A 26974-nucleotide genomic window follows, 5' to 3' on the forward strand; every position below is an offset into this window, starting at 1 on the left:
GGCCGCCGATCGCCGGTTCGGCGCGCCAGTCGGAACTTCACGACCTCGTTCCCGCAGTCGCCAGCGGTCCCGTCGGAACCGCTCACTCGCCGCTGTATTCTTCGAGAAGGGCCGCTCGTTCCGATCGGCCCAGCCGTTCGTACGCTGTCGCCTCGTAGTCGAGCGAGAGCACGGGTACGCGAACGCGGCCGGTATCCACGATCGTTCGATGGTCCGTGACGTCGACCGGCGGGTCCCACGTGCCGTCGTCCCGACGCTTCTGTACCGCGCCCATGATCTCGACCCGAACGCCGTCGAGGTCGATCGCCCCGAAGTGCGAGCGGATCCGCTCCGATTCCGAGACCGAGACCGGGTCGACGACCCGCTCCGAAAACGCGTCTTCGATCGCGTACGCGCCATCTTCGGTCGTCTGCACGTCGATATCGTCCGGCGACAGCGGAACCCCCTGGAGGGCGAAACTGGTGCTTCCCGTAAGCGCCCACGTTACGTCGCGATCGTCGAGCGCCGTCGCGAGCGTTTCGAGCGCGTCGAGGTACCGATCGTCGAGTTCGGGCATCGCTTCTCGATCGTACTCGGATCGGAATCGTAAGTGTCCGGGTGCGATCGACCGGACACGATGGGAAAACGAGTTTGCGTCGAAGTCCGTAGACAAACAAATATGGCCACGCGCATTCGGGTAGATGGTGATACCTATGAAGCGCTCGCGGCGCTGAAAGGCGACGACGAGACGTTCGACGACCTGCTCTCACGGCTTATCGGAGAGCGGCGGAAATCGATCCGAAACGGTGCTGGACTGTGGGAAGGCACCGACGCGGCCGAGAGAGCGCGAGCGATGCAGGTGTCGGCGACGCCGAGAACACGATAGACAATTGCTTCGTCGTCTCCGACTCGGACTTCGATGTCGCTGGAATCACCGACCTCATCGAGGTCGATTTTCTCGACCGATTTCGGCCCTACCGATAAGGCGATTCGCCGCTTACAGAACGTATGGAAACCTCCACGATCGGCACCCGACTCCCGGACGGCAAGTCGATCGGAACCGCGATCGGGTTCGTCCTCCTGGTCAACCTCGTCGGGGCGCTGCCGGCCACCACCTCCTCGCCGGACTCGTCCTGGTTCCGGAGCCTCGAGAAACCGGCGTTCTACCCGCCCGATATCGCGTTTCCGATCGTCTGGACCCTGCTGTTTACGCTGCTCGGGATCGCGCTGTGGCTCGTCTGGCGCAGCGACGCCGACGCTCGCGGGGCCGCGCTGGGACTGTTCGCCGCGCAGATGGCGTTCAACGTGGCCTGGACGCCCGCGTTCTTCGGACTCGAGCGGCCGCTGCTCGCGCTCGGGGTCATCGTCGTCCTCTGGATGCTCGTCGCCGCCACGATCGCCGCCTTCCGGCGGGTCGATCGTCGCGCCGCGGCGCTCCTCGTCCCCTATCTCGCATGGATTACCTTCGCGGCGGTTCTCAACGCCGAAATTTGGCGGTTAAACGCCTGACGGCGGAGGGGGTTCCGTAGCACCGTTTTTCTCCCCGGAAACTAATCAAAACGATAATGTGTTCGTCCGGAAAAACTCGACGTATGCCCGCGATCGAACTCCGCGGCGTGACCAAACGCTACGGGCGTGCCGGTCTCTTCAGGGGCCGGTCGGTCACCGCCCTCCACGACCTCGATCTCACCGTTCGAAACGGGGAGATCTTCGGCTTTCTGGGCCCGAACGGGGCCGGGAAGTCGACGACTATCGACATCCTGCTGGATTACACCGCCCCGACCGAGGGATCCGTCCGCGTCCTCGGTCACGACGTCGCGACCGAGAGCACCGCCGTCCGCGAACGCGTCGGCGTCCTCCCCGACGGCTACGGGCCGATCGGCGAGCGCACGGGCCGGGAACACGTCGAATTCGCGATCGAGGCGAAAGACGCGGCCGACGACCCGGACGACCTCATCGAACGGGTCGGCATGCGCGGGGTCGGTGACTATCCCGTCGAGCAGTACTCGAAGGGGATGGCCCAGCGACTCATGCTGGCGGTGGCGCTGGTCGGGAATCCCGACCTGCTGATCCTGGACGAGCCCTCGACCGGCCTCGATCCCAACGGCGCGCGAACCATGCGCCGGATCGTCCGCGAGGAGAACGAGCGCGGCGCGACCGTCTTCTTCTCGAGTCACATCATGGAGCAGGTCGAGGCGGTCGCCGACCGGGTCGCCATCCTGGACGGCGGCGAACTCGTCGCAGTCGACACGATCGACGCGTTGCGCGAATCCTCGGGGAGTACGGCGACGGTCACGATCGAACTGTCGACGATTCCCGGCGACGCGCTCGATCGCGTCCGATCGATCGAGGGCGTGACCGGGCTGCGGACGGACGGGACGACCGTCACCGTCGCCTGCGACGACCGGGCGAAGGCTCCGGTCATCGCGACCCTTCACGGCTCCGTCGCCGACGTCACGGACGTCACCACGAGCGAGACGTCGCTCGAGGAACTGTTCGAGACCTACACGCGGGGTGTCGCCCAGTGACGTCCCCGGACACCCTCGCGCTGTTCGTCCGCGAGGACGTCCTCGACACCGTCCGGGAGCGCCAGTTCCACCTTCTCGTCGGCATCTACGTCGTCCTCGGCCTCCTGGTGACCTACGCCGCCGGTCGATCGGCGTCGGCGACCGGGTCCGACGTCGAACTGGTGCCGCCGTTGCTGGCCCTGTTTACGATGCTGACGCCGTTGCTGGCGCTCGGCTTCTTCGCCACCGCGATCGTCGAGAAGCGCACGAGCGGTGCGCTGAAAATCGTGCTCGGGCTTCCGATCCCCCGAGAAACGGTCGTCCTCGGGACGTTCGTCGGGCGAAGTCTCGTCGTCTGCACGGCGGTCGTCGTCTCGTTGCTCGCCGCCGTGCCGGTCGCCCTGCTCCAGGGTGTCACAGCCGATCCCGTCAGGCTGGCCGGTGTCGCGGCGCTTCTGGCGCTCCTCGGCGTGACGTTTACCGCGCTCGCCGTCGCCGTCTCGGCCGTCGTTCGGACGACGACGCGGGCGACCGTCGCCGCGTTCGGACTGTTCGTCGTCTTTTTCTTCCGGCTCTGGGATCGCCTTCCATACACCGCGCTGTACGTCCGGCACGGCTTCTCGTACCCGGAGACCACCCCGGAGTGGGTCGCTTTCGTGACGGCGCTGAACCCGGTCGCCGCGTACACGTACCTGCTCACGGGGCTGTTCCCCGACCTCGACAGCGGGACCTTCGTGACGCCGCCGGCCGATCCGGCGTTCTACGAAGCGCCGGCGTTCGCACTCGTCGTCCTCGTCGGCTGGATCGTCGTCGCGACCGCGATCGGCACCCTGCGGTTCCGGGCGACGGACGTCTGATCGGGCGACACGCGTCTGGTCGATCGTCCGGATACAGCCCCCGATCGCCCGTCAGACCGGGAGGTACTCGATCGCGAACCACGCGAGCACGGCGGCGTAGATCGGGATCGTCAGGTTGTCGTCGACGATGTAGGTCCGGATCTCGAGGGTAACGCCGTCGGCGAGGGTCGCACCCACCGCGGCGGCCATCGCCGCTACGAGTCCCAGGAATGGGATTGCGATCACGGTCGAGACCAGGAACATCGTGATGAGGACCTTCGGCGGCTTGATCCGCTGCAGGGTGTTGTCCGAGACGGCGCCGCTGATCGGATCGCCGAGCGAGAGCATCAACATCGCTGGGAGGGCGATATCCGGTTCGAAAACCACCACAACGGCGGCCATGCTGATCATGTACAGCGCGTAGCCGGCGGGGTTGTCCTGTTCGTACTCGCGGGTGAGTACCTCGTAGAGCCGCCAGTCGAGTCCGATCCGGAGACGGACGAACTCGAGGACGATCGTCCCGGTCGCGAGGACGACCATGAGGATCTTAAATCGGGGCCACGTCAGCCCGAGATCGAGATAGTTGGCGAGCAAATAGAGGGCGACCAGGCCCGACCCGCTGGCGTGGACGAGTCGCCGCTTCAGTTCGTCGGCCATCACATCGTGCCTCGAGAGATGTGACCTTCAGTCCGTCGGTTAGTTCTCCGGAGCGCTATATAGTACTTAAACAGCGATCGAGATCGGCGGTCGGCGGCCCGGTCGCGACTCGGCGCTGGCCCTGACGGGCCGTCGTGACGATCACTCGAGGTCGTCGAACTCGCGGTCGCCGGTCCGGAGCGCCGACATCGTCTCGGGCAGGTCCTCGATCGGGATCCGTGTCTGCTCGGTCGAGTCCCGCTCGCGGACCGTGACGGTCGCCTCGTCCGCTTCGATCGTCTCGTAGTCGACCGTCACGCAGAACGGCGTGCCGACCTCGTCCTGGCGACGGTAGCGCCGACCGATGTTGCCGGAGTCGTCGTAGGTGACCGACAGGCCCGCCGCGCGCAGGTCGTCGACGATCGCGCTGGCCTCGTCGACGAGTTCCGCGTCGCTCTGGAGCGGGAAGACGCCGACGAACGTCGGCGCGACCTCTGGCTCGAGTTCGAGGTAGGTCCGTTCCTCGCCGTCGACCTCGTCCTCGCGGTAGGCGTGGTGGAGGACGGTGTAGACCAGTCGATCGACGCCGAACGAGGGTTCGACGACGTGGGGAACGATGTGTTCGCCGGCGATCGTCTCCTCGTCGACCGAGAAGCCGGTCTTCTCGACGGGAATCTCGTGCGTTTCGCCCTCGAGTTCGATCTCGACGGTGTCGCCGTCGAACGCGGCTCGGTCTCGGCCTGCGAGCGTCTCGAGTTCCTCGACGACCGCCTGCGCGTCGCCGCCGAACTCGGGGCCGAGATAGCTCATGTCCGGATCGACCGTCGCGCGCTCGACGGTCTTCGGTTCGTCGTACTGCTTGAAGATCGTGAACCGATCGTCGGCGTATTCGGCGTGTTTCGAGAGGTCGTAGTCGCTCCGGTAGGCGAAGCCGGCCATCTCGATCCAGTTCCCGTCTATTTCGCTCTCCGCGTCCCAGCAGTCCGCGGCGTAGTGGGCCCGCTCGCCCGAGAGGTGCTGGCGGAACCGGAACCGGTCCATGTCGACGCCGACCGCGTCGTACCACGGCTTCGCGACGCCGAGGAAGTAGGCGACCCACTCGTCGCCGATGATGCCCTCGGAGACGGCGTCACCGATCGTCGTCTGAATCTCCTCGCCCTCGTCTTTGTTCTGCTCGCTGGCGGGATAGAGCGTCACCGCGACGTCTTCGACGGCCTCGAGGTCCGGGTCGTCCTCCTCGGGGTCGACGAAGTACTCGAGTTCGGCCTGCGTGAACTCGCGCGTGCGAATGATCGATCGGCGCGGGCTGATCTCGTTGCGGTAGGCCCGACCGATCTGGGTGACGCCGAACGGCAACTGGTTGCGGGCGTACTCCTTCAGGCGGGGGAACTCGACGAAGATGCCCTGTGCCGTCTCGGGCCGCAGGTAGCCGGGCTGGGAGTCGCCGGGGCCGATGTTCGTCGCGAACATCAGGTTGAACGCCTCGACGGCCTGGCCCGCGAGTCCCGCGCCACAGGAGGGACAGACGAGTTCGTACTCGGCGATGACCTCCTCGACCTCGGGAATCTCGAGGCTCTCGGCGTCCTCGTACATGGTGTTGTCCTCGACGACGTGGTCCGCCCGGTGGCTCTCGCCACACTCCGGACACTCGACGAGCATGTCGTCGAAGCCGTCGAGGTGGCCCGACGCCTCGAAGACGGGTTCGGGCATGATCGTCGGCGCGTCGATCTCCATGTTGCCCTCCGCGACCGCGAACCGATCGCGCCAGGCGTCCTCGACGTTGCCCTTCAGGGCCGCGCCCTGCGGACCGAAGGTGTAGAAACCGCCGACGCCGCCGTACGCGCCGGACGACTGGAAGAAGTAGCCGCGGCGCTTGGCCAGTTCGACCAGTTTCTCGCTCGTTGCCTCGCTCGCGTCAGTCGTCGCCTGTTGCTCACTCATAGAGTGCCTCCAGCAGATCGATATCCCGGGCGATACCGACCAGTTGCTCGCCCGCGACCATCGGGATCTGTTCGATGTCGTTGCTGATCAGCTTCTGTGCGGCCTCCTGGATCGACGTCGACCCCGAGACCGTCACCACGTCGTCGCTCATGAACTCGCTCACCGGTTCGGCCGGGATCTCGATGTCCCGCGTCGGCAGGTAGCGGCTCCCGACGGCCTTGATTCCCTCCCAGGACCACTCGTCGTCCTGGTCGCCGAAGTTGTCGCCGGTCTCCTCCTCGCCCTCGACGATGCGGGCGACGTCGATGATGTCGACCTCGGTGAGGACGCCGCTCATCTCCCCGTCGTCGTCCAGTGCGACGGTGTACGGCACGTTGGCGTAGGAGAGTTCCCGCTCGGCGACCGGCAGCGGCGCGCCCTCGTAGGTCGTGTTCACGTTCTCGCTGGCGTAGGTCTCGACGTCGCCGTCGGCCTCCTGGTCGCCCGTCGCGATCGCGTGGATCACGTCCGTCACCGTGACGATTCCCTCGAACTCGCCGTCGACCACGGGGACGCGCCGCGCGCCCTCCTCGACCATCGTCCGCGCGACGTCCTCGAGCGCGGTTCCGGCCGTAGTCGTCGGGACGTCGTCCAGCAGCATCACCAGCTGGTCTTCGTCGGGCTGTTCGATCAGTGCGTCCCGCGAGACCAGTCCCCGGTACTCGGGCCCGTCGTCGGTCGATTTGATCACCGGCACGGACGAGAACGACCGTTCCTGCAGGTACTCGAGCACGTCCGATCGGGTGCCCGGAAGGTCAACGGTCACCACGTCCTCGCGGGGCGTCATCGCGTCGGCTACGTTCATGTCCCCACCGTAGGGCAAAAATGAGTATAAACCCAGTGCTTCACGGGCCGCCGAACACGTTCGGCTACCGACCAGTCCGCGAACTGGACAGTCCGATTCGACGAGTTTATATGTGGGTGGTAGTCACATACACACATGGTGCCGAACCCCCACACCGTGTCCGCGGACGACACGATCGTCGGCTCGATCGACTCGACGGAATCGAGCGACGAGTACGTAATTGCAGACATCTCTGCCGACGGGGCGTGGCTCTCGATGGAGGCCGACGCCGCCCCGACGCTTCCTGCCATGCGATAATTCTCGCTCGAATTCGCGGCCGACGACGTCATGCCCGTCGACCCCGACCGTCCCGTCACCCACTGTTTAGTACGGGCCCGTAGACTGTCCAGCCGATGGTCGGACCTCGCCCGCGTGACGGACTGGGAACGGACGCGGACGACGAGTTCGGGTTCGAGGCCGACGACTCGCGATACACGGCCGCGACCGTTCTCGCGTCACTCGTCCCGGGAGCGCTCGCCCGCCGCGTGATCGCCGTCTCCGTCGACACCGATGCCGATCGGTACGCGCGCGACGATCCGGTCGCGTTCACGGTCGACTTCGAGAACCGTCTCCCGGTGCCTGTCGAGATCCCGACGCCTCACCAGCGCCGCTGGGGGTGGACGATCGACGGCGAACTCGAGGCCACCGACGAGCGCCGGTACACCCGATCGCGGCCGTCGGCGTTTCGCTTCCGCGGCGGCGAGCGCAAACGGGTCTCGGTCACGTGGAACGGCCGCTTCGAGCGCACGGGGGGCGATCGCCACGAGTCGATCGTCCCCGGCCCCGGCGAGTACGAGATCCGGGCGTTCGTCGCGACCCACGAGAACCAGTATCGGCCGAGCGACTCGACGACGGTTACGATCGAGTAGGGTCCCCTCTCCTCGCGGGGCTATCGCGATCGCTACGCGGGAGTGTAGCGTTCTCCGGAATCAAAATCGAGAGTCCCCGCAGGAGGCGGGGTCGAGCGATCGTCGCATGTGCGTTCGATGCACCTCGACGGCGTTACCCCGTCAGGAAGCCGCCCGCCGGCGCCTGCCGATCGGGACGGCCGGTTTCGCTCTTCTGGACGCCCGAGAACTCGGGCGAGTGTTCGATCGTTCGCTGTACTTTCGCGCCGATGCTCGTGTACGTCGCCACGATGGCGAGGATCTTACTCATACACGAGTAAATAATCACCCACTGCTCTTAAGCCTTTTTGCGACGGTTCTTCACGTTGTGTAATCGTTCCTCACTAGTTGGTCAATCGCTAGCACGACTGTTCAAAACCTATATCGTTCCTGATGCGTTGCTCTCGAGACCGATCGTCGAATCGGGGACGGCGCGGCGACGGATCGACCGGGCGATCGACCGATCCGCTCTGGATCGTCGATCGCTCACCGGTCGTCGCGGTGCAGGTGACACGCCGAGAAGTGTTCGCCGTCACCGTACGCCGATTCGACCTCGTAGGCGGGTCGCTCCCGCGCGCAGATACTCCGCTCGGCAAAGGCCGTCAGCAGTCGCTCGGTCGCCGTCTCCCAGGCGGTGCTCTCGTGGGCGTCGACGCCGTCGTCGCCGTTTCCGGTCCCTTCGCGATCGGTCGCGAGCAGGTCGATCGCCTCCGCGACGACGTTGCCCGCCTCGCCCCGCGGGAGGTCGCCGCCGAAGAATTCGGCCTCCATCTCGGCGGCCCGCATCGGTTCGAACGTCCGGCGCTTGACCGCCCGCATGAACGCCCGCGTCTGTGCCCACTCCTCGTCGGTCCAGTCGTACGCGTCGGGCGCGATCAGTCGCGGACATCGCGTGCGGAACCGACACCCTGACGGCGGATCGATCGGACTCGGGACCTCTCCCTCGAGCACCCCGCGGGCGCCGTTCTCGCGGGGATCGGGGACGGGAATCGACTCCAGCAGTGCCTTCGTGTAGGGGTGCTGGGGGTTCTCGAACAGTTCCGTCTTGTCGGCGACCTCGACCACGTGGCCGAGGTACATCACCGCGACCCGATCGGAGATGTGCCGAATGACCGAGAGGTCGTGGGCGATGAAGAGGTAGGTGAGGCCGAACTCCTCCTGTAACTCCTCCATCGTGTTCAGCACCTGGGCCTGGATGGAGACGTCCAGCGCGGAGACGGGTTCGTCGCAGACGACGAAGTCGGGGTCGACCGACAGCGCCCGCGCGAGGTTGATCCGCTGGCGCTGGCCCCCGGAGAACGCGTGGGGATACCGGTTGTAGTGGTGCGGATCGAGGCCGACCTTCTCGAGCAATTCCTTGGCGCGCGCCTCCCGTCCCTCGTCGTCGAACATGTCGTGGGCGCGCATCGGCTCCTCGATGATCTGGCCGACCTTCATCCGCGGGTCCAGCGATGACTGGGGATCCTGGAAGATCATCTGGATCTCCGATCGCTTCCGCCGGAGTTCCTCGCCGCTCATCTCGGCCAGGTCCTCGCCCTTGAACCGGATCGTCCCGTCCGTCGGGTCGAGCAATCGCAGGATCGTCCGTCCGAGCGTGCTCTTGCCGCAGCCGGACTCGCCGACGAGCCCCAGCGTCTCGCCCATCTCGATCTCGAAGGAGACGTCGTCGACGGCTTTCACGTGATCGACGCCGAAGCTCACCGGCGGGAACCGATCGCGTTCGACGTTGATCGACGCGAACAGCCCGGAGTCTGACTGGAAGTACTTCGTCAATCCGTCGACCTCGAGCAACGTCTCGCCCTGTTCGAGATCCATGTCCCCGAAGCCGATCGGGTCCTCGGGCTTACTCACGTCGATCACCTCCGTCGGACCCGCCGTCCGTCGAGGTGGCTCCACTCTCGACGGACGAGTCCGGTCCGGAGTCGCCCTCCGTTCCCGTTTCGCCGACCCTCACGTCGGCCTCGTCACCCGGTTCGAGCGGGACGCTCTCGGTGTACCCCACGTCGAAGACGTCGTGTTTCACGCAGGCCGCCCGGTGCGGGTAGCCGTCTGCTCGATCGATCTCCCGGGTATCGGGGTGGACCTGCGTACAGACCTCCCGGGCGTCCGGACAGCGGGGGTGGAACCGACAGCCCGAGGGTGGATTGATCGCCTCGGGCATCACCCCCTCGATCGGCTCGAGGTCGGTGGCCCGATCGGGGCGGGGCATCGAGTTCAGCAGAGCCTCCGTGTAGGGGTGTTTCGTGTCGTAGAACAGTTCGTCCACGGGGGCCTGTTCGACGATCTCGCCGAGGTACATCACGTTCACCCGATCGCAGATTTCGGCGACGACGCCCAGGTCGTGGGTCACCCAGATGAAACTCGTGCCGTATTTCTGCTGGAGTTCGTCGACGAGGTCGATGATCTGGCCCTCGACGGTGACGTCGAGCGCGGTGGTGGGCTCGTCGGCGATGATCAGGTTCGGCTCGCAGGCCAGCGCCATCGCGATCAGCACCCGCTGGCGCATCCCGCCGGAGAACTGGTGGGGGTACTCCTCGTAGCGCTCCTCTGGATCCGGAATCCCCACCTCGCGGAGCATCTCGATCGCCTCGGCCTTCGCCTCGTCGCTCGGCAGGTCCCGGTTGAGTTCGATGAACTCGCGAAGCTGCCCGCCCACCGTGAACACGGGGTTCAGCGACTCCATCGGGTCCTGGAAGATGACGGCGATCTCGTTGCCGCGGATCCGGGTGCGGATCTCCTCGTTCGAGAGCATGTCGTCGCGCTCCCGGAGTTCGCCGTCCGGCCCCTCCTCGAGGCCGAAGATCGTCTCGCCCTTGTACGTGACCTCGCCGCCGACGATCTCGCCGGGACTCTCGACGAGGCGGAGCAGGCTCATCGAGGCGACGCTCTTGCCGGCGCCGCTCTCGCCGACGAGTCCGACGATCTCGCCCTCGTAGACGTCGAAGGAGATGCCGTCGACGGCGCGTACTGTACCGGTTTCCGTGAAGAACTGGGTCTTGAGATTTTCGACGCGGAGGAGTGGATCGGGACTCATTGTTAGTCCTCAATTCGGGGATCGAGGGCGTCCTGCAGGCCGTCGCCGAACAGGTTGAAGCCCATAATCGTGATCATGATCGCGATTCCCGGCCAGATCGAGAGCCAGACGTTCGAGTGCATGTAGCCGTGTGAAATGTTGAGCATCTGTCCCCAGTCCGGGGTCGGCGGTTGGGCGCCGTAGCCCAGGAACGAGAGCCCGGCGACGATGAGGATCGTCACGCCGATCTGGAGCGTGGCGTACACCAGTACCGGCGCGAAACTGTTCGGAACGACGTGTCGCAGGATGATGTTGCGATCGCGTACGCCGGCCGCCTGGGCCGCCTCGATGTAGTCCATCTCGCGGATGCTCAGGACCCGACTCCGGATGATGCGAGCGAAGACAGGAATGAACGCGATTCCGACGCCGAGGACGGCGTACCAGATGTTCGCGCCGCCGACGAAGACGGTGAAGACGATGATGAGGATCAGTGGCGGGATCGCGTAGATCGTCTCGACGATCCGCATCAGGACGTCGTCGACGCTGCCGCCGTAGTACCCGGCCACGGCACCGACGATCGTGCCGCCGGCGAGCCCGATGAACGTCGAGACGAGCCCGACGAACACCGACACCTGCGTGCCGTAGACGATTCTCGTGAAGTAGTCCCGGCCGGTGTGGTCGGTTCCCAGCGGATGCTCGAGCGTCCCGCCCGCCGGAAGCGGGTTCCACGGCTGCTCGGCGAGCGGGAAGTACGGCGGCATGTGCTGGGTTCCTTCCCCCGGCGGCGGGATGCGAGTGGGATGATCGAAGATCGGTAACAGCTTCGCGAACGTGAAATCCGAGAGGCGCCCGAAGGTGAGCATCGACAGGTTGCTGTCCACCGCGGCGTACACCGCGATACTCAATACGGCCGCCACGATGTACAGTCCCCATCGGGCAGTCGTATCCCGTTTGATCCGTGCGACGGTGTATCGCCAGCCGACGCGAGCCTCGACGTCGTCGTCTTCGGCCGCCGGTTCGCGACTGCCTTCGAACTCTGATTCACTGACCGCCATGGTTACTCACTCTCCCCGTAGGTGACGCGCGGATCGACGTACGCGTACGAGATGTCGGTAATGATCACGCCGAGCACGAACAACACGCCGAGCGTCATCGTGATGCCCATCACGAGCTGGTAGTCGTTCTGCTGGATCGCCTCGACGAAGAGCAGCCCCATGCCGTTGATGTTGAACACCGTCTCGACAAGAACCGCACCGCCGAGCGCCGTCGACAGGTTGAGACCGACGATGGTGATGATCGGCAACTGGGCCACCTGGAAGGCGTGTTTCCGCAGGATCGTCCGCTCCGGGACGCCGTACGCGCGGGCGAGTTTGACGTACTCGCCCTGGAGCGATTCGATCATCTGCGTTCGTTCGACGCGCATGATCGTCGCCATCTGGAGCGTCCCGAGCGCAATCATCGGCAACAGCAGGTGTCTCAGCGACTGGTAGTACAACTCGACGTGACCGTCGATCCCCGGATAGGAACTGGGGGGTCGCCACGGGTAGTAGAGACCGCTCGAGGGCAGCCAGCCGAGTTTGACCGCGAAGACGAGGATCAGGACGATGCCGATCCAGAACGACGGGGTGCTGACGCCGACGAGCGCGGCGATCCGCGAGACGTGATCGGTCGGTTCGTTGCGCCGATTGGCGGCGACGATGCCGAGCGGGATCGCCGTCGCGAGCGCGAACGCGTACGCCGACAGCACCAGCAGGAGCGTCGGCCCGATCCGATCCATCATCAGGGCGGTGACCGGTCGCTGGTAGTGGATGCTCTGGCCCAGATCCCCCTCTAAGAGGCCAGCCATATACGTCACGTACCGCTCGTGTAACGGTCTGTCGAGTCCGTATCGCTGTTCGATCGCCCTGACCAGTTCCTCGCTGTGTTCCTGTCCCTGGAGCATGAGGCTGACGGGATCGCCCGGCCCCAGGTTCGCGAGCAGGAACGTGATAATGGAGATCCCGATCAGGACGGGAACCGCCTGCAGTAGTCTGTATATCGTGTACTTGAGTAGCTTCATGTGTTCACGAGTCGGTCGGTTCTCGCTCCGATCGCGTCGGCGTCGACGGTGCCGGCGACCGGCCCGCCGACGGCGCCGTCCGAGCGTCCGGTTCGATCGCCGGACGAACCCGCCACGGTCACTCCATCGAGACGTTCGTGTAGTCCGCGACGAGGGTCGGGTTCCTGGTCACTTCCGGATGTGCCTGGAGGCCCTGAACGTAGTCGCGGGAGGCCATCGTGTTGTCCTGGGTGAACGCGGGTAGCGCTGGCAACTCCTCGACGATCTCACGGATGACGGGTTCGTAGAGGTCGTACCGCTCTTCCTGGTCGGCCGAATTGCGGCCGGCGGCGATGTCGTCGTGGAACCCGTCGCTCCCCTCGTAGTAGTGGCCCTGGTTCACGCCCGCCTGACTCTCGTGGAAGAGCGGGTAGAGGTAGTAGTCCGGGTCGGGGCCGCCGGTCCAACCAAGCAGGTACATCTGGTAGTCGTCGGCGCTCCCGCTCGTGTACGTGTCGACCAGCGTCGCGAAGTCGAGCACCTGCACGTCCGCACCGTAGCCGATTTCGTCCAGTCGCGTGGCGATCCGCTCGGCCAGTTGTGCGCGAATCCCCTCCGGCGTGATGATCGTCGGCGAGAAGTCGTCGGGGGCGTGCTCGTCGAGCAGCGATTCGGCCTCGTCGGGATCGTACTCCGGCAACAGCTCCTGGTACTCGTCCTCCGGGAACTCCCAGACCTCGTTGACGACCGGCGGGATCGGGCTATACATCGGCGAGGTCACGTTCCCGGCGTTGGACTCGATGAAGTCCTGCATCGAGAACGAGTGGGCGATCGCCCGTCGGACCTCCGGGGTCGCCGTCGGACCCTCGTTACAGTTGAACGCCATGTACATGAACGTGGGACTCTCAGTGGAGTGGAGATTGACGTTGTCCTCTCCCTCGAGGACGTCCCAGTCGTCGTTCGGGATCCCTGCGATGGCGTCGGTGTCTCCCGAACGGATATCGGAAACGCGACCCGCCTCGTCGTCGTGGGCAACGAAGCGGACCTGCTGGAGGTTCGGCTCGAGGTCGTCCCAGTAGTCGTCGTGTCGCTGGATTTCGACGTACTCGTTCTCCTGAAGTTCGGAGAATTCGAACGGGCCGGAGCCGACCGGATTCCTGTTGAACTCTTCCCGGTCATCGGTACGGACGGACTCGGGAACCACCGTTACGCCCATCGTCGCGAGTTCGAACGGCCCGTACGGTTCGTCTCCGAGGTCGACCTGAAGCTGGTAGTCGTCGACGACCTCGGTGCTCTCGATCATGTCGTACGTGGACGCGTTCTCCGTCTCCTCTTCGACCGGCGCGGTGAACGAGTGGGCGACGTCCGAGGCGGTCACCTCGTCGCCGTTGTGAAACGTCGCCCCCTCCACGAGTTCGAAGATGTACCGCGTCCCGTCGCGCTCGACGGTCGGCTCGCCCGTCGCGAGTTTGGGCTGTAACTCGAGGTCTTCACCGTACTCGTAGAGTCCGTCGAAGACGAGCTGAATCACCTGAAAACTGTACGCGTCGTTCGAGACGACGGGATCGAACTGCTCTTCTCGAGATTGTTCCTGCGTAAAGTGAAACTGTTCGACACCGTCGGTCTCGTTTCCGTCACCACCGATACACCCTGCGATCGTGGCTGCACTGACCGCTGCACCTGCTGTGAGAAGCCGTCGTCGGGTGACGGAGTTCTGGTCTGGTACCATCCTGATACACAATTATAATTCATCACGTTTTGGTATCAGCAGGGTACCGATCGCAAATCTGTTCTTACCACGGAATAATCTACTCGATACCGAAATAAACTACCACCGTACCTGTGCATCGGTCGCAAGGATCGTTCACGACCGATGGTCTTTTTCTACCGGGGCACACAGATGGGTGGTATGAACTATCGGGCGGTCGAGACCGATGCAGAGTACGTCGCCCGCCTCGAGACCGGGGCCGACTGGCGCGCGGAGATCGAGTCGCTCGCAAACGAAGTCGATGCCGACGCGGCCTGGTTTACGGCGCTGGGCGCGGTGCAGGACGCGGAACTGTGGTTCTACGATCAGGACGACTGCGAGTACTACCCGATCGAATTCGACGAGCCACTGGAGGTTGCGAGTTGCGTCGGGAACGTCTCCCTGCTCGACGGCGATCGGTTCGCACACACCCACGTCGTCCTCTCCGATTCCGACGGCGACGCTGTCGCGGGCCACCTGAACGAGGCGACGGTCTGGGCCGGCGAGGTCCACATGCGCGTGTTCGAGCAGGGGCTCGAACGGGAACACGACGAGACGACCGATCTCGACCTCTGGCTCTGACATGCGCGAGGCAGACAGACAGTACTTCCAGCGGCTCGAATCCCAGCTCGACGAGGCGTTCGACGTCGCCGAACGCGCGAAGGAGGGCAGTTTGGATCCCGAACCCGAGGTCGAGATTCCCGTCGCCAAGGACATGGCCGATCGGGTCGAGAACATCCTCGGGATCGAGGGCGTCGCCGAGCGCGTCCGCGAACTCGAGGGGCAGATGAGCCGCGAGGAGGCCGCCCTGGAACTCGCCAAGGACTTCGCGGAGGGCGAGGTCGGCGATTACGAGACGAAAGCCGGCAAGGTCGAGGGCGCCGTTCGGACCGCGGTCGCCCTGCTCACGGAGGGGGTCGTGGCGGCCCCGATCGAGGGGATCGACAAGGTCGAACTCCTCGAGAACGACGACGGGACGGAGTTCGTCAACGTCTACTACGCCGGGCCGATCCGATCGGCCGGCGGGACCGCACAGGCGCTCTCGGTGCTGGTCGCGGACTACACCCGCGCGCTCGTGGGGATCGAGCAGTACGAGCCGCGCCAGGAGGAGATCGAGCGCTACGCCGAGGAGATCGGCCTCTACGACAAGGAGACCGGCCTCCAGTACACGCCGAAGAGCAAGGAGACGAAGTTCATCGCGAAACACATGCCGATCATGTTAGACGGGGAGGCCACCGGCGACGAGGAGGTCTCCGGCTTTCGCGACCTGGAACGGGTCGACACCAACAGCGCCCGCGGCGGGATGTGCCTCGTCATGGCCGAGGGGATCGCGCTGAAGGCTCCGAAGATCCAGCGCTACACCCGGAACCTGGACGAGGTCGACTGGCCCTGGCTCCAGGACCTGATCGACGGCAACTACGGCGGTGACGATGCCGCCGAAGCCGACGAAGACGACGGTGACGATGGGGACGAAGAAGCGGAGTCGGCCGACGACGCGGACGAGGAGGCCGCGGCTGGCGACGATCCCGACGCCGACGAATCGGCCGGTCCGCCACGGGTCGACGAGTCCACGAAGTTCCTGCGGGACCTGATCGCCGGCCGGCCCGTCTTCTCCCATCCCTGTGCCGAGGGCGGATTCCGCCTGCGTTACGGCCGGGCGCGGAATCACGGCTTCGCGACCGCCGGCGTCCACCCCGCCGCGATGCACCTCGTGGACGACTTCCTCGCGACCGGCACCCAGATCAAGACCGAACGGCCCGGGAAGGCGGCAGGGGTCGTCCCCGTCGACTCGATCGAGGGGCCGACGGTCAAACTGGCCAACGGCGACGTGCGCCGGATCGACGACCCCGAGGACGCCCTCGAGATTCGCAACGGCGTCGAGAAGATTCTCGACCTCGGCGAGTACCTCGTCAACTACGGCGAGTTCGTCGAGAACAACCACCCGCTTGCACCCGCCTCCTACACCTACGAGTGGTGGGTTCAGGATCTCGAGGCCGCGGGCGCGGACGTCCAGGCGCTCGAGGACGATCCCCACGTCGACCTCGAGTTCCCGACCGCCGATCGCGCCCTCGAGTGGGCCACGGAGTACGACGCGCCGCTCCACCCCGAGTACACCTATCTCTGGCACGACCTCTCGGTCGACTCGTTCTGCTCGCTGGCCGAAACCGTCGCCGACGGCCGGGTCACGGACGACGGCGAGACGCTCGTGATCGACCACACCGACGTCGTTCGCGACGCCCTCGAGACGATCGTCATCGAGCACCGCCAGCGCGAGGACCGCCTCGAGATCGACGACTGGAACCCGTTCGTCCGAACCCTGGGCTTCGAGATCCGCCACACCGCGACCGACGGGGCCAGCGTCCAGGGGAGCGATCCCGGGGGGCGGGTCGTCGAACTCGAACGGACCTGGACCGACGACGACCTCTCCGAGCGCGCCCGCAACTGGGGTCACGAGGAGGTCGGAGAGAACGCCATCGAGGCCGTTAACGAGGTGGCACCCTTCGCCGTCCGCGAACGGGCCCCGACCCGGATCGGGAACCGGATGGGCCGCCCCGAGAAATCGGAGCGCCGCGACCTGAGCCCGCCGGTCCACACCCTGTTCCCGATCGGGGAGGCCGGCGGCGCACAGCGTGACGTCGCGAAGGCCGCCAAACACGCCGAGACGATGTCGGACACGCCCGGCGTCGTCGAGATCCAGGTTGGCCGGAAGCGTTGCGAGAACTGCGACAGTGAGACCTTCAAGAACCGCTGTCCTGACTGTGACGAGCGGACGACGCCCGACTACCGCTGTCCGGACTGCGACCAGCGGGTCGACCCCGACGAGGCGGGTCGCGTCGAGTGCGACCGTTGCGAGGTCGAGGCGACTTGCGTCGAGACCCGGGAGATCGACGTTCACGAGGAGTACCGCGACGCCCTGGAGTCGGTCGGCGAACGCGAGAACGCCTTCGAGATCCTCAAGGGCGTCAAGGGGCTGTCATCGACGACCAAGACGCCCGAACCGATCGAGAAGGGGATCCTCCGTGCGAAACACGACGTCTCCTCGTTCAAGGACGGGACCGTCCGGTACGACATGACCGACCTCCCGGTCACCTCGGTCCGCGCGAGCGAACTCGACGTCGACGTCGGCCAGTTGCAGGCGCTGGGCTACGAGGAGGACGTCCACGGGGAACCGCTGACCCACGAGGATCAACTGGTCGAACTCAAAGTTCAGGACATCGTCCTCTCGGACGGCGCGGCCGAGCACATGCTCCAGACCGCCGACTTCATCGACGACCTGCTCGAGCAGTACTACGGCCTCGACCCGTTCTACGAACTCGACGATCGGCAGGACCTCGTGGGCGAACTCGTCTTCGGGATGGCACCGCACACGAGCGCGGCAACTGTCGGGAGGGTGATTGGTTTCACGAGCGCGGCGGTCGGATACGCTCATCCGTACTTTCACGCCGCGAAACGACGAAATTGCGACGGTGACGAGGACTGCGTGATGTTGCTCATGGACGGTCTTTTGAACTTCAGTATCAGTTTCTTGCCAGATAAACGGGGCGGGCGTATGGACGCGCCTCTGGTCATGTCCTCGCGGATCGACCCCGCCGAGATCGACGACGAGGCCCACAACATGGACATCGTCTCGCAGTACCCCCGCGAGTTCTACCTCGCCACTCGAGAGCAGGCCGATCCCGAGGACGTCGACGTCCAGATCGCCGAGGACACGCTCGGCACCGACGGCGAGTACACCGGGTTCGAACACACCCACGACACCACCGACATCGCGATGGGACCCGACCTCTCGGCGTACAAGACGCTCGGCTCGATGATGGACAAGATGGACGCCCAGCTGGAACTCTCGCGAAAGCTCGCGGCCGTCGACGAGACGGACGTCGCCGAGCGGGTCATCGAGTACCACTTCCTGCCGGACTTGATCGGCAACCTCCGGGCGTTCTCCCGACAGGAAACCCGCTGTCTCGACTGCGGCGAGAAGTTCCGCCGGATGCCCCTGACCGGGGACTGTCGCGAGTGCGGCGGCCGCGTCAACCTCACCGTCCACAAGGGCTCCGTGAACAAGTACATGCAGACCGCCATCCAGGTCGCCGAGGAGTACGACTGCCGGGACTACACGAAACAGCGGTTAGAGGTCCTGGAGCGATCGCTCGAGAGCATCTTCGAGAACGACAAGAACAAGCAGAGCGGGATCGAGGACTTCATGTAAAACGGTCCGTATCGGGGCCGTCTCTCTCTCACGGGCGACCGAATGTGAACGCCGATCGCTGCCGCCGATCAGTCGCTCGCACTGCCCAGTCCCGGCATCTCGGCGTCCGGATACTCGATCGTCGGCGCACACTGCCGGTCCGGCAGCCACTCCAGCAGGGCGTCGTTGAATCGCTGCGGCCGCTCTCTCGGCGTCCAGTGTCCGCAGTCCTCGATGAGTTCGAGTCGGGCGTCCGGGATTCGTCGTTCGGCCCGGATCGACCACTCGGGCGGAACGAGCGGGTCCCGTCTCCCGTGGACGAGCAGTGTGGGAACGGCGAGCGAGTCGAGATCGTCGACGAAGTTCGTCGCTACTCGGCCGCCGAAGGAGAGTTCGTTGTTCTGGAACTGCGTGAACGCCTGCAGCGATCGCGGGGTCTTGAGTTTCGCTCTGACGTCGTCGACGAACGCCTCCGGCAGGGCGTCCGCGTCAGCGACGAGGCTGTTCAGGACGAGGCGAACGCTCCGGTTCGACACACTGGCGGCGATCTTTCCGAACTCGGCGGCCCCCGGAATCTGTGACAGGTGTTTCCACGTCAGGGCTTCCGGGAGCCGACCGCCGAGCCCGTAACTGTTCACGAGCCCCAGCCGATCGACGCGGTCGGGATTGGCGAGCGCGTAGCCAAGCGCTGCGCCGCCGCCCATGGAGATGCCGACGAGAGAGACGCTCTCGTAGGGCAGACTCGAGAGAAAGCCGTCGAGGACGTCGACGTAGCTCTCGATCGTGTGCTCGACCGTACCGGTGCTGTTCCCGTACTCGGGCCAATCGGGTGCGTAGACGCGGTACTCCGACGCGAGGGCGTCGACGGTGTGGCGCCACGACACCGTCGCGTCGTCGATTCCCGCCCCGTGGAGCAAGACGACGGGCGGCCCGTCGGTGCCCGCGCGCCGATAGGCGATGCGACAGCCTCCGACGGTGGCGACGCCGGTGCCGGTCATACTCGCCGGCGGTCGCGGGTCCAGTTCGCGCCCGCGACGGTGTTGTTCGGGGCGGTCGGTCCCGGTGCTTGTCCCTCGCCGACGCGTTCGCTGGCCCGTGGACTGGCCGATCGACTCGTCCCGGACCGCGTCGATCGCGCCGTGATACCAGTACTCATTCTACACCACTCTGGACGGATCCTTAATAATGGTTATGGTCGTATTTACAACCAGTTTACATCGTTGTGCCTATCTACCGGTCCGATCCCGTTCTCGCATTCCGCCGCGAGCATCGGTGGCGTCCGTACCGGAACCGACTCGCCTTCGGCCCGGTGCTTCCGGACACCGTCTCCTCCGTCGACCCGACCGTTCGTGTCCCGGGTCAGCCCCGGGGTGGGACTCTCCCGCCGATACGTGCGCGACTCACTCTTCGGTTCCTCCGTCCGCTTCGATGCCGTCTCGGGATTGCCCGGCGCGACCGCGTCCGGGCCTCGGTACGATCGAAACCAGTTTCGCTCTGGATAGTTTCCGGGTAGCCAGAACGACGACGTACGCCCCGATCGCCACGACGACGATCGAACCGCCGGCGGCGATGCCGTAGACGTACGAGACCGTCACGCCGAGGATCGCCGCGAACTCGGCGGCGAGTATCGCGAGGAGGATCGATCGCTTGAAGCTCCGGGCGACGAGCGATGCGGTCGCGACCGGAACGACGAGCATCGCCACGACCAGGATGACGCCCATGATCTGCATCGCACTGACGACGACGAACGCCGTGAGGACGACCATGAGTCGCTTGTATTGCCGAACGCCGATTCTCGCTGCACCGGCGGCAGTCGCATCGAACGTAACGTACAGCAGCGGCCGGTACACCAGCGAGACGGCGCCGCCGACGAGCAGACACATGAAGACGAGGAGCCCGACGTCCGCCTTCGAAACGGTCGCCAGGCTCCCGAACAGGTAGGCGTCGATCCCGACGGCGATCCCGCCGTCCGTCGCCGTGATGAGAATGCTCCCGACCGCGAATCCGCCGGTCAACACGATCGCCAGCGACGTATCGCTGTATGCGCCGGCGTGTTCGATCAACAACTCGACGAGCAGGGCCGTGACGACTGCCACGACGAAGGCTGTCAGCAGCGGCGACAGCGACAGCGAGAACGTCGCGTTGACGAACAGCCCGACGGCGACGCCCGCGAAGGCGGTGTGTGCGAGTGTATCGCCGATCATCGAGAGCTCACGATGCACGAGGAACGTCCCGACGAGCGGCCCGATAACGGCGATACATACCGCACCGAGGTACGCTCGCTGCATGTAGGGGTAGCCGAGCAGCGATACGCCGAGGTGGGTCGCGAGACCGTCCATCGCCGCGCCGTAGACGTCGTCGAGGACCCATTCGAAGAGATCGAACGCGACGCCGAGGAGCCACGCGACCATCGCCGTACCCTCGGTCGTCGTTTCGGGTGCAGGGGGAGTTCGTGTCGCCATCGTCAATGATCGTGGTGAACGACGTGCTGGTCGGTTCCGTACGCGTCCGCGAGGGCGTCGGTCGCGACGAACTCCGACGGATCGCCGTCGAAGTACAGACGGCGGTTGAGACACGCGATTTCGGTCGCGTACGTCGTGACGACGCCGATATCGTGCTCGATGAGGACGATCGTAAGCCCGGACGCGTTCAGGTCGCCGAGGAGCCTGTAGAACGCCTCTCGGGACTCCGCGTCCACGCCGACGGTCGGTTCGTCGAGTACCAGGAGGTCCGCTTCGGACGCCAACGCGCGGGCGATGAACACGCGCTGTCGCTGGCCGCCGGAGAGCCGGCCGATGCGGCGGGACGCGAGGTCCGCGATCCCGACGCGTTCCATCGCCTCGTCGATCGCCCGGCGGTCCGCCCGCGAGAACCGGCCGACGAGTCGGTGGGGGTACCGTCCCATCGCGACCACCTCGCGCACCGTCACCGGCATGTCTCGTGCCGTCTCGGTGGCGTCCTGTGCGACGTATCCGATCCGTTCGCCCTCGTCGAACTCGTGAGCGCGATCGCCGAAGAGCGTCACCGATCCCGAATCCGGGCGCTCGAGGCCGAGTACCAGTTCGAGGAGCGTGCTCTTGCCGCTCCCGTTCGGCCCGACCAGTCCGAGAAACGCACCCGGTTCGACGTCGAGCGAAACGTCCTCGAGAACCGGTCGATCGCCGTACCGGAACGAGACTCCGTCGACGCTGACGATCGGATCCGCCCCGTCCCACTCGGTCGCTGGTCCGGCGATCATCGCATCTCCCCGCGGGCGACGAACGCGTCTCCGGATGCGGTTATCCACGTCGTCGTCTGGTACGGTGTGGCCACGTCCGGCGGATAGATCGTACAGACAGGCCGTTCCGCAGGGCCGACGACGACTGCCATCAGTCCGGATCGAGACGGATCGGTCGCTCCCGGATCCGCCGACCCGGTCCACTCCGGTTCGAAGTCGGTCGGCGTCGAATCGGTCATCGCGCGTCGAGGGCCTCCGTTAGCGTTTCGAGGTTGATACGCTCCATGACGTCGATGTATCCCCAGCCCTCGTCGGCCCACGCCTGCGTCCGGCCCGGGATCGGCGTCAGCGGGAGCACGTCCCTCGCGTCCGTCTCTTCGACGAGTTGCTCGGCCGCCGTTTGCGATTCCAGCGGATCGGCACAGACGTACTCGAGGTCGTGTTCCGCGATGACGTCCTGTGCGCGCTCGATGTCCGCCGGGGTCGGCCGACTGTCGGGCGCCAGCCCTGTCAGCGTCTCGATCTCGAAATCGTACCGGTGACCGAGATACTGAAACGCGTCGTGGCCGGCGACGAGCACGACGTCCCTGGAGGCGTCTGCGAGCGTCGATCGGAACGTCTCGTCGAGCTCCTCGAGCCTGGTACAGTACTCGTCGGCGTTGTCGACGTACGCGTCCTCGTTGGCACCGTCGATAGCCACGAACCCGTCGCGGATGGTCTCGACGGCCGTTATCGCACGCGTGGGGTCGAGCCAGAAGTGGGGATCACCGCCGGCGTGGTCGTGATCGTGGCCGTGATCGTGATCGTCGTGTTCGTCGTGGTCGTGATCGTGATCGTCGTGTTCGTCGTGATCGTCGTGATCGTCGTGTTCGTCTTCGTGATCGTCGTGGTCGTGATCGTCGTGGTCCTGTTCGTCTTCGTCCTCGTGGCCGACGTCGAGCCGATCGACGCTCGCCCCGGCGTCGACGAGGTGAACGTCCGCGTCGTCGTCGGTGAGACTCTCTACGAGATCGTCAGCCCAGGGCTGGAATCCCTCGGACACGCGGACGAAGAGGTCCGACTCGAGGACTTTTCCCTGGATCCTCGGCCCCGGTTCCCAGCCGTGGCCGTGCTGTCCGATCGGAACCAGCGTCTCCGCCGTTGCGGTTTCGCCGGCGACTGCGCTCGCGAAGTCTCCGAACACGAAAAACGAGGCCTGGGCCGCCGTCTCCTCGCTGTCGCTGTCGGCTGGCGTCGATACACACCCAGCGATCGCGCCGATCGCGGCGGATCCGATCCCCATCTCGATGAATCGTCGACGAGTCTGTCGCACCATGTGTTACTAAAACTCCTACAGCAGATAATAAGAACTGTGATCTAGACCGTGGAGATTAATAGACAAGAGGGTGCCGTCGAATCGATCGGCCCGAGGTCGGGCGGCGGAGACCGAGCGGTGTCCGGGGCTCAAACACGACACCGCCGACTCCGGGCCGGAACGCAATCGAGCGGTACCCGGTCCTGCTGTCGCTCGGACGCCGAACCCTCTCGTCGAGGATTCTCCGGCACTCGGCATGGTCGCCGTCTGCCTCGCCGACCGTCGGCGAGAGCAGTCACGACGTTCGTCGGTTGCGCCGGTCCCGGAACTCTCGCTTCGGTGACCGGCCCGAATTGATATCGCGCTATTTGGTTTAATGAAGAATTTCGATCGGAATCCCTGAACGTCACGGATTCCTCTCATTCCGGCGTGCTGGCGTCCCTGCGGCCTTTATACGACAGTATCGCGTGGGATATCATATGGCCGAAGAACAGCAGCAACCACGGCTCGGCTTCGGAACGGAGGTCTACACCGAGGATGGGTCCAGAATCGGACGGATTCGTGGCTTCGACGAGGAGGGGTTCTACGTCACCCTTCGGGCCGGGATGGGCGGGCTGAGCGTCGAACACGTCCGATCGGGCCACGAGTTCGGCGAGGCCGAACTGATGTGGCGGTGTCTCGAGTGCGGTGAGATGGGAACTCTCGACCAGGACCTCCCGGAGACCTGCCCGTCCTGTGGAAGCGATCGGGAGGATCTCTACTACTGGACCGAGGACTGATACGGTTTACTGTAGGTCATTTCCGACGCAACCGCGATCCGGGCGGCGGTTGCGCCAGTAAATCGTTACAGCAATCCGTACGAAACTGCCGAACAAACCGGTTCACGGTTGTCCAGTAGTGCGAAGCGGTCGGCGCTGCCCCGGTGGCGTCTCGTGCTCGGCGACGCCCAGGGACTCGCCTCGACGGGACCCGAACCGTCTTTGACACCCTGGTGCGACGAGTGATACATGAACATCGTCGTCTTCGGGGCCGGCAGCCTCGGGAGTCTCGTCGGCGGGGCGCTCGCTCGCGAGCACGACGTCACGCTGGTCGCCAGAGACCCCCACGCCAGTGCCGTTCGCGAGTCGGGACTCCGGCTTACGGGCCAGTTCGACGATCGGGTCCGGCCAGAGGCGACGACGGACGGCCGGAGCCTCGACGCGGACCTCGCGGTCGTCACGGTCAAGTCGTTCGACACGCCGGTAGCCGCCGAGACCCTCTCGACGGGATCGTTCGATGCCGTGCTCTCGTTGCAAAACGGGATGGGGAACGAGGCGATCCTCGCCGACCGGCTCGATAACCCGATTCTGGCCGGTACTGCCTCCTACGGTGCCGTTCTCCAGGAACCCGGGGTCGTCGAGTGTACGGGACTCGGCGCGATCGTTCTCGGCACACGAGAGGGCGGCGGGTCGCAGATCGCCGACCGGGTCGGTGAGGCCGTCGATCGGGCCGGCCTCGAGACGACCGTGGCCGAAGACATGCCCCGTCGACTGTGGGAGAAACTCGCCGTCAACGCCGGGATCAACGCAGTCACGGCCCTGACGCGGACCGAAAACGGGGCGGTCCTCGATGCCGACGCGAACGATCTCGCTCGGGCCGCGGCCCGGGAGACGGCGCGGGTCGCCCGCGCGGACGACGTTCGCCTCTCGAATCGGGCGGCCCTCGCCGCGATGGAGAACGTGGCCGCGGCGACCGCGGCGAACACCTCCTCGATGCACCAGGACGTTCGCGCCGATCGGCGGACCGAGATCGGCGCCATCAACGGCTACGTGGTCGATCGGGCAGCCGAACTGGGGATCGAGGTTCCGACGAACCGGGCGCTGACGGCGCTGGTGCGAACGTGGGAACGAGGACGCGGCATCAGGAGCGAAACCGGCGGCTTCGGGTCGCGAAAACCGTAACAACCGACGCCGTAATAGCGGCGGGACGAACGTGGGGTTAGAACGGTGCTTCGGGGCCTTCGTCGGCGCTGCCGTCGTCGTCGACCGTTTCGCCGGGGAAGGAGGGGCTCATGCCGCCGCCCGCGTCGCCGCCGTCCATTCCGGTCGTGGCGTTGACTTTCTCGATCTCGGGAATCTCCTTGACCATCCGGCTCTTGATCGCCTGGATCGTCATCGGCGAGATCCCACAGCCGCTGCAGGCGCCGCCGAGGGCGATCGAGACCTCGCCAGTTTCACGGTCGAGGTCCTGGATCGCCGCGCTACCGCCGTGCATCTGGATCTGCGGGAAGTTCCGTCGCAGGAAGTTCGCGACGCGGTCTTCGAGGTCGTCCCCGTCCTGGGTCTCGGTGCTCATAGACGCCCCTTGGGTGTCGGAGCCCCTAAACCTTCCGTCCCGTCTACCTCCGGTGTCACGCAAATCCGAAGACGCGCTGGAGTTCGTTCTCGATCTCTTCGACGTGGATCTCGAGGACCTCCTCGAAGCGCTCCTCGTCGACGAGGACGCCCGACAGCCGTCCGTACGGGTCGTCGGGCAGTTCGACGCGGAACTCGCCGTCGCCCTCGTAGAACGGCTCGCTCTCGTTGAGCACCTGCTGGTCGATCGCGTGCACGAGCTGTGAGTCGTACTCCTCGTTCATCCGGTTGAACGCGTTCTTGTACGCCTGCTGGAGTTCGGGGAAGTAGTTGGCGTACTTGTCCTCGAACTTCTCGGGATCGAAGTCGGCCATGGTGGATACGAACGCGAGCGAGGACAAAAGTGGGCCGATCACCGGTTCGGGACGGATCGTCGGACAGTTACGACGAGTGATACGGTAGGGGGAGCCTACATACGGAGAGTGCGTATGCAAGCGGAACCAACTCCCGGTTCAGTCGCGGACATCCACCACTATGCCAACCGATCAGCACCCGATCCCACGCGAGGCGTTGCCGCCGGGATGGGGTCCTGCGGAGCTCCGTGACGGGTACGTGTCGTACCGTCACAGTACGCTTCCGCTCGAACTGATCGCGGATTGTACGCGCCCGGACCGGTCTCACCCGAGTCTCGGACTGGGTCGGTGCTGGGAACTGAAGCACCGCTACGCGCTCGCCGACCGATCGATCACCGAGACGATCGGCCGCGTCTCGACCCGTCGAGCCGCCGTCAATGGCCTGCTCGAGTGTATGAACCGGATCCACGAGGTCGTCGACGAGCCGGCGGATCGGATCGAGATCCAGGACGTTCTCCATCGGGTGTCGCTCGCGGACGTCGTCCCCGACTGCAGCCCGTCGCAGTGAGCCGGTCGTCATTTCTTATATCGGTATGCGACTTATACTGCGCCCGGCGGCTGGTCGATCCTCTGGAATAACTGGCCCGACGTGGCTATCGATCCGGTCGACTCCTCGCCCCCGAAGGCAGACCTCGGACGGATCCACCACGTTCCGGAACTCCACACTGCGATCGGCTCGACTCGCCGTCGATGACCGCGGGTTCTTCCGGCTTTCAACTCCCGACCGGCCCTCACCCGTTGGTTCTGACTTTCATCGTCCGACCGGTACGACGTTGTGACGGGATCTGTGTGGGCCGAAGCAACACTTCGGATTGCTAGCACGCAACACGATACTACGGCGATTCCGTTTCCAGTTACCGTCGTCGAACCAGGAGTCGCCCGTCGATAAATTACATATGACGATACAGAATGTGCGTCGTCGGGGTGGACGGCCGGCCCGGCATCCCGCCGCTCGAATCGTCACTTCTGACGCGCCGGGGTCGGCTGTCGGAATACCGCGACCGGCGATCGAACCCTGGGTGTCGATCGATCGTGTCCGGGTCGATATCGATTCGATCGTGGAC

At 65.3% G+C, this 26974-nt stretch carries 29 protein-coding genes; 11 read left to right on the forward strand and 18 right to left on the reverse strand.

The window, feature by feature from the left end; translation table 11 throughout:
• Positions 1 to 82 precede the first annotated feature (82 nt).
• Positions 83 to 556, reverse strand: coding sequence for a nucleotidyltransferase domain-containing protein (locus MUN73_RS03380; RefSeq protein ID WP_250139041.1), 474 nt, complete (start codon positions 554 to 556; stop codon positions 83 to 85).
• A 102-nt stretch (positions 557 to 658) separates the two neighbouring features.
• Here MUN73_RS03380 and MUN73_RS03385 point away from each other — a divergent pair, with 102 nt between their 5' ends.
• The 4 genes from MUN73_RS03385 to MUN73_RS03400 all read left to right on the forward strand — a co-directional run bounded on the left by MUN73_RS03385 (position 659) and on the right by MUN73_RS03400 (position 3343).
• Entirely contained in the window at positions 659 to 865 is a 207-nt protein-coding gene (locus MUN73_RS03385) for an antitoxin VapB family protein (RefSeq protein ID WP_250139042.1), read from the forward strand.
• Positions 866 to 987: 122 nt separating this feature from the next.
• A complete protein-coding gene (locus MUN73_RS03390) occupies positions 988 to 1488 on the forward strand; it encodes a TspO/MBR family protein (RefSeq protein WP_250139043.1) in 501 nt (166 codons plus the stop codon).
• Between the two features lie 83 nt (positions 1489 to 1571).
• Positions 1572 to 2507 (forward strand): ABC transporter ATP-binding protein, encoded by a 936-nt coding sequence (locus MUN73_RS03395; RefSeq protein WP_250139044.1) that lies wholly within the window; start codon positions 1572 to 1574, stop codon positions 2505 to 2507.
• Positions 2504 to 3343: an ABC transporter permease subunit gene (locus MUN73_RS03400; protein WP_250139045.1), complete on the forward strand. Its 840-nt coding sequence runs from the start codon at positions 2504 to 2506 to the stop codon at positions 3341 to 3343. Before MUN73_RS03395 ends, MUN73_RS03400 begins: the two co-directional genes overlap by 4 nt.
• 51 nt (positions 3344 to 3394) lie before the next feature.
• On the opposite strand, the gene MUN73_RS03405 is transcribed toward MUN73_RS03400, so the two are convergent.
• The 3 genes from MUN73_RS03405 to MUN73_RS03415 all read right to left on the reverse strand — a co-directional run bounded on the left by MUN73_RS03405 (position 3395) and on the right by MUN73_RS03415 (position 6743).
• Complete coding sequence (locus tag MUN73_RS03405; protein WP_250139046.1) at positions 3395 to 3979, reverse strand: diacylglycerol/polyprenol kinase family protein; 585 nt, start codon at positions 3977 to 3979, stop codon at positions 3395 to 3397.
• A gap of 141 nt (positions 3980 to 4120) precedes the next feature.
• Positions 4121 to 5899, reverse strand: coding sequence for a glycine--tRNA ligase (glyS, locus tag MUN73_RS03410; protein WP_250139047.1), 1779 nt, complete (start codon positions 5897 to 5899; stop codon positions 4121 to 4123).
• Positions 5892 to 6743 (reverse strand): CBS domain-containing protein, encoded by an 852-nt coding sequence (locus MUN73_RS03415; RefSeq protein ID WP_250139048.1) that lies wholly within the window; start codon positions 6741 to 6743, stop codon positions 5892 to 5894. Before MUN73_RS03415 ends, glyS begins: the two co-directional genes overlap by 8 nt.
• Positions 6744 to 6878: 135 nt before the next feature.
• On the opposite strand from MUN73_RS03415, the gene MUN73_RS03420 reads away from it, so the two are divergent.
• Together MUN73_RS03420 and MUN73_RS03425 are read left to right on the forward strand one after the other, a co-directional pair.
• Complete coding sequence (locus MUN73_RS03420; RefSeq protein WP_250139049.1) at positions 6879 to 7040, forward strand: DUF7556 family protein; 162 nt, start codon at positions 6879 to 6881, stop codon at positions 7038 to 7040.
• Positions 7041 to 7135: 95 nt separating this feature from the next.
• The gene (locus MUN73_RS03425; protein WP_250139050.1) at positions 7136 to 7651 is read left to right on the forward strand and encodes a DUF7974 family protein; all 516 of its coding nucleotides are present in this window, start codon (positions 7136 to 7138) and stop codon (positions 7649 to 7651) included.
• Between the two features lie 133 nt (positions 7652 to 7784).
• Here MUN73_RS03425 and MUN73_RS03430 read toward each other — a convergent pair whose 3' ends face one another.
• From MUN73_RS03430 to MUN73_RS03455, 6 genes are all read right to left on the reverse strand, one after another.
• Positions 7785 to 7940, reverse strand: a complete 156-nt coding sequence (locus MUN73_RS03430) for a hypothetical protein (protein ID WP_250139051.1) — start codon at positions 7938 to 7940, stop codon at positions 7785 to 7787.
• Between the two features lie 215 nt (positions 7941 to 8155).
• On the reverse strand, positions 8156 to 9484 hold the full coding sequence (locus tag MUN73_RS03435) for an ABC transporter ATP-binding protein (protein ID WP_250139602.1): 1329 nt from the start codon (positions 9482 to 9484) through the stop codon (positions 8156 to 8158).
• A gap of 28 nt (positions 9485 to 9512) precedes the next feature.
• Positions 9513 to 10703 (reverse strand): ABC transporter ATP-binding protein, encoded by a 1191-nt coding sequence (locus MUN73_RS03440; protein ID WP_250139052.1) that lies wholly within the window; start codon positions 10701 to 10703, stop codon positions 9513 to 9515.
• Positions 10704 to 10705: 2 nt separating this feature from the next.
• Positions 10706 to 11737 carry an ABC transporter permease gene (locus MUN73_RS03445; RefSeq protein WP_250139053.1) on the reverse strand — a complete coding sequence of 344 codons (1032 nt, stop codon included), beginning with the start codon at positions 11735 to 11737 and terminating at the stop codon, positions 10706 to 10708.
• 2 nt (positions 11738 to 11739) lie between these two features.
• A complete protein-coding gene (locus tag MUN73_RS03450; RefSeq protein ID WP_250139054.1) occupies positions 11740 to 12741 on the reverse strand; it encodes an ABC transporter permease in 1002 nt (333 codons plus the stop codon).
• A gap of 118 nt (positions 12742 to 12859) precedes the next feature.
• Positions 12860 to 14449 (reverse strand): ABC transporter substrate-binding protein, encoded by a 1590-nt coding sequence (locus MUN73_RS03455; RefSeq protein ID WP_250139055.1) that lies wholly within the window; start codon positions 14447 to 14449, stop codon positions 12860 to 12862.
• 180 nt (positions 14450 to 14629) lie between these two features.
• Here MUN73_RS03455 and MUN73_RS03460 point away from each other — a divergent pair, with 180 nt between their 5' ends.
• Together MUN73_RS03460 and MUN73_RS03465 are read left to right on the forward strand one after the other, a co-directional pair.
• Entirely contained in the window at positions 14630 to 15049 is a 420-nt protein-coding gene (locus MUN73_RS03460; RefSeq protein WP_250139056.1) for a PPC domain-containing DNA-binding protein, read from the forward strand.
• Between the two features lies 1 nt (position 15050).
• A complete protein-coding gene (locus tag MUN73_RS03465; RefSeq protein ID WP_250139057.1) occupies positions 15051 to 18674 on the forward strand; it encodes a DNA polymerase II large subunit in 3624 nt (1207 codons plus the stop codon).
• Positions 18675 to 18742: 68 nt separating this feature from the next.
• On the opposite strand, the gene MUN73_RS03470 is transcribed toward MUN73_RS03465, so the two are convergent.
• The 6 genes from MUN73_RS03470 to MUN73_RS03495 form a co-directional block, all read right to left on the reverse strand.
• The gene (locus MUN73_RS03470; RefSeq protein ID WP_250139058.1) at positions 18743 to 19651 is read right to left on the reverse strand and encodes an alpha/beta fold hydrolase; all 909 of its coding nucleotides are present in this window, start codon (positions 19649 to 19651) and stop codon (positions 18743 to 18745) included.
• Positions 19648 to 19809 (reverse strand): hypothetical protein, encoded by a 162-nt coding sequence (locus MUN73_RS03475; protein WP_250139059.1) that lies wholly within the window; start codon positions 19807 to 19809, stop codon positions 19648 to 19650. Before MUN73_RS03475 ends, MUN73_RS03470 begins: the two co-directional genes overlap by 4 nt.
• A 244-nt stretch (positions 19810 to 20053) precedes the next feature.
• Entirely contained in the window at positions 20054 to 21064 is a 1011-nt protein-coding gene (locus MUN73_RS03480; protein WP_382181784.1) for a metal ABC transporter permease, read from the reverse strand.
• A gap of 53 nt (positions 21065 to 21117) precedes the next feature.
• Positions 21118 to 21891 (reverse strand): metal ABC transporter ATP-binding protein, encoded by a 774-nt coding sequence (locus MUN73_RS03485; RefSeq protein WP_250139061.1) that lies wholly within the window; start codon positions 21889 to 21891, stop codon positions 21118 to 21120.
• Positions 21888 to 22109 carry a DUF7511 domain-containing protein gene (locus MUN73_RS03490; RefSeq protein ID WP_250139062.1) on the reverse strand — a complete coding sequence of 74 codons (222 nt, stop codon included), beginning with the start codon at positions 22107 to 22109 and terminating at the stop codon, positions 21888 to 21890. The genes MUN73_RS03485 and MUN73_RS03490 overlap by 4 nt, the downstream gene beginning before the upstream one ends.
• Entirely contained in the window at positions 22106 to 23185 is a 1080-nt protein-coding gene (locus MUN73_RS03495) for a metal ABC transporter substrate-binding protein (protein ID WP_250139063.1), read from the reverse strand. The genes MUN73_RS03490 and MUN73_RS03495 overlap by 4 nt, the downstream gene beginning before the upstream one ends.
• Before the next feature lie 458 nt (positions 23186 to 23643).
• Here MUN73_RS03495 and MUN73_RS03500 point away from each other — a divergent pair, with 458 nt between their 5' ends.
• Together MUN73_RS03500 and MUN73_RS03505 are read left to right on the forward strand one after the other, a co-directional pair.
• Entirely contained in the window at positions 23644 to 23943 is a 300-nt protein-coding gene (locus MUN73_RS03500) for a TFIIB-type zinc ribbon-containing protein (RefSeq protein ID WP_250139064.1), read from the forward strand.
• A gap of 228 nt (positions 23944 to 24171) precedes the next feature.
• The gene (locus MUN73_RS03505; RefSeq protein ID WP_250139065.1) at positions 24172 to 25104 is read left to right on the forward strand and encodes a ketopantoate reductase family protein; all 933 of its coding nucleotides are present in this window, start codon (positions 24172 to 24174) and stop codon (positions 25102 to 25104) included.
• A 37-nt stretch (positions 25105 to 25141) separates the two neighbouring features.
• Here MUN73_RS03505 and MUN73_RS03510 read toward each other — a convergent pair whose 3' ends face one another.
• Entirely contained in the window at positions 25142 to 25498 is a 357-nt protein-coding gene (locus MUN73_RS03510) for a NifU family protein (RefSeq protein WP_250139066.1), read from the reverse strand.
• Between the two features lie 55 nt (positions 25499 to 25553).
• The gene (locus MUN73_RS03515) at positions 25554 to 25871 is read right to left on the reverse strand and encodes a DUF5783 family protein (protein WP_250139067.1); all 318 of its coding nucleotides are present in this window, start codon (positions 25869 to 25871) and stop codon (positions 25554 to 25556) included.
• Positions 25872 to 26031: 160 nt separating this feature from the next.
• Here MUN73_RS03515 and MUN73_RS03520 point away from each other — a divergent pair, with 160 nt between their 5' ends.
• Positions 26032 to 26418, forward strand: a complete 387-nt coding sequence (locus tag MUN73_RS03520; protein WP_250139068.1) for a hypothetical protein — start codon at positions 26032 to 26034, stop codon at positions 26416 to 26418.
• Positions 26419 to 26974 lie beyond the last annotated feature (556 nt).

It is taken from the genome of Halosolutus amylolyticus (assembly GCF_023566055.1).
Classification (GTDB): Archaea; Halobacteriota; Halobacteria; order Halobacteriales; family Natrialbaceae; genus Halosolutus; species Halosolutus amylolyticus.

Bases quoted from the DNA above. Each gene is read 5' to 3' on its own strand.
- MUN73_RS03380 (WP_250139041.1), bottom strand. From the start codon at position 556: ATGCCCGAACTCGACGATCGGTACCTCGACGCGCTCGAAACGCTCGCG.
- MUN73_RS03385 (WP_250139042.1), top strand. From the start codon at position 659: ATGGCCACGCGCATTCGGGTAGATGGTGATACCTATGAAGCGCTCGCG.
- MUN73_RS03390 (WP_250139043.1), top strand. From the start codon at position 988: ATGGAAACCTCCACGATCGGCACCCGACTCCCGGACGGCAAGTCGATC.
- MUN73_RS03395 (WP_250139044.1), top strand. From the start codon at position 1,572: ATGCCCGCGATCGAACTCCGCGGCGTGACCAAACGCTACGGGCGTGCC.
- MUN73_RS03405 (WP_250139046.1), bottom strand. From the start codon at position 3,979: ATGGCCGACGAACTGAAGCGGCGACTCGTCCACGCCAGCGGGTCGGGC.
- glyS (WP_250139047.1), bottom strand. From the start codon at position 5,899: ATGAGTGAGCAACAGGCGACGACTGACGCGAGCGAGGCAACGAGCGAG.
- MUN73_RS03415 (WP_250139048.1), bottom strand. From the start codon at position 6,743: ATGAACGTAGCCGACGCGATGACGCCCCGCGAGGACGTGGTGACCGTT.
- MUN73_RS03420 (WP_250139049.1), top strand. From the start codon at position 6,879: ATGGTGCCGAACCCCCACACCGTGTCCGCGGACGACACGATCGTCGGC.
- MUN73_RS03425 (WP_250139050.1), top strand. From the start codon at position 7,136: ATGGTCGGACCTCGCCCGCGTGACGGACTGGGAACGGACGCGGACGAC.
- MUN73_RS03430 (WP_250139051.1), bottom strand. From the start codon at position 7,940: ATGAGTAAGATCCTCGCCATCGTGGCGACGTACACGAGCATCGGCGCG.
- MUN73_RS03435 (WP_250139602.1), bottom strand. From the start codon at position 9,484: ATGGATCTCGAACAGGGCGAGACGTTGCTCGAGGTCGACGGATTGACG.
- MUN73_RS03440 (WP_250139052.1), bottom strand. From the start codon at position 10,703: ATGAGTCCCGATCCACTCCTCCGCGTCGAAAATCTCAAGACCCAGTTC.
- MUN73_RS03445 (WP_250139053.1), bottom strand. From the start codon at position 11,737: ATGGCGGTCAGTGAATCAGAGTTCGAAGGCAGTCGCGAACCGGCGGCC.
- MUN73_RS03450 (WP_250139054.1), bottom strand. From the start codon at position 12,741: ATGAAGCTACTCAAGTACACGATATACAGACTACTGCAGGCGGTTCCC.
- MUN73_RS03455 (WP_250139055.1), bottom strand. From the start codon at position 14,449: ATGGTACCAGACCAGAACTCCGTCACCCGACGACGGCTTCTCACAGCA.
- MUN73_RS03460 (WP_250139056.1), top strand. From the start codon at position 14,630: ATGAACTATCGGGCGGTCGAGACCGATGCAGAGTACGTCGCCCGCCTC.
- MUN73_RS03465 (WP_250139057.1), top strand. From the start codon at position 15,051: ATGCGCGAGGCAGACAGACAGTACTTCCAGCGGCTCGAATCCCAGCTC.
- MUN73_RS03470 (WP_250139058.1), bottom strand. From the start codon at position 19,651: ATGACCGGCACCGGCGTCGCCACCGTCGGAGGCTGTCGCATCGCCTAT.
- MUN73_RS03475 (WP_250139059.1), bottom strand. From the start codon at position 19,809: ATGAGTACTGGTATCACGGCGCGATCGACGCGGTCCGGGACGAGTCGA.
- MUN73_RS03480 (WP_382181784.1), bottom strand. From the start codon at position 21,064: ATGGTCGCGTGGCTCCTCGGCGTCGCGTTCGATCTCTTCGAATGGGTC.
- MUN73_RS03485 (WP_250139061.1), bottom strand. From the start codon at position 21,891: ATGATCGCCGGACCAGCGACCGAGTGGGACGGGGCGGATCCGATCGTC.
- MUN73_RS03490 (WP_250139062.1), bottom strand. From the start codon at position 22,109: ATGACCGATTCGACGCCGACCGACTTCGAACCGGAGTGGACCGGGTCG.
- MUN73_RS03495 (WP_250139063.1), bottom strand. From the start codon at position 23,185: ATGGTGCGACAGACTCGTCGACGATTCATCGAGATGGGGATCGGATCC.
- MUN73_RS03500 (WP_250139064.1), top strand. From the start codon at position 23,644: ATGGCCGAAGAACAGCAGCAACCACGGCTCGGCTTCGGAACGGAGGTC.
- MUN73_RS03505 (WP_250139065.1), top strand. From the start codon at position 24,172: ATGAACATCGTCGTCTTCGGGGCCGGCAGCCTCGGGAGTCTCGTCGGC.
- MUN73_RS03510 (WP_250139066.1), bottom strand. From the start codon at position 25,498: ATGAGCACCGAGACCCAGGACGGGGACGACCTCGAAGACCGCGTCGCG.
- MUN73_RS03515 (WP_250139067.1), bottom strand. From the start codon at position 25,871: ATGGCCGACTTCGATCCCGAGAAGTTCGAGGACAAGTACGCCAACTAC.
- MUN73_RS03520 (WP_250139068.1), top strand. From the start codon at position 26,032: ATGCCAACCGATCAGCACCCGATCCCACGCGAGGCGTTGCCGCCGGGA.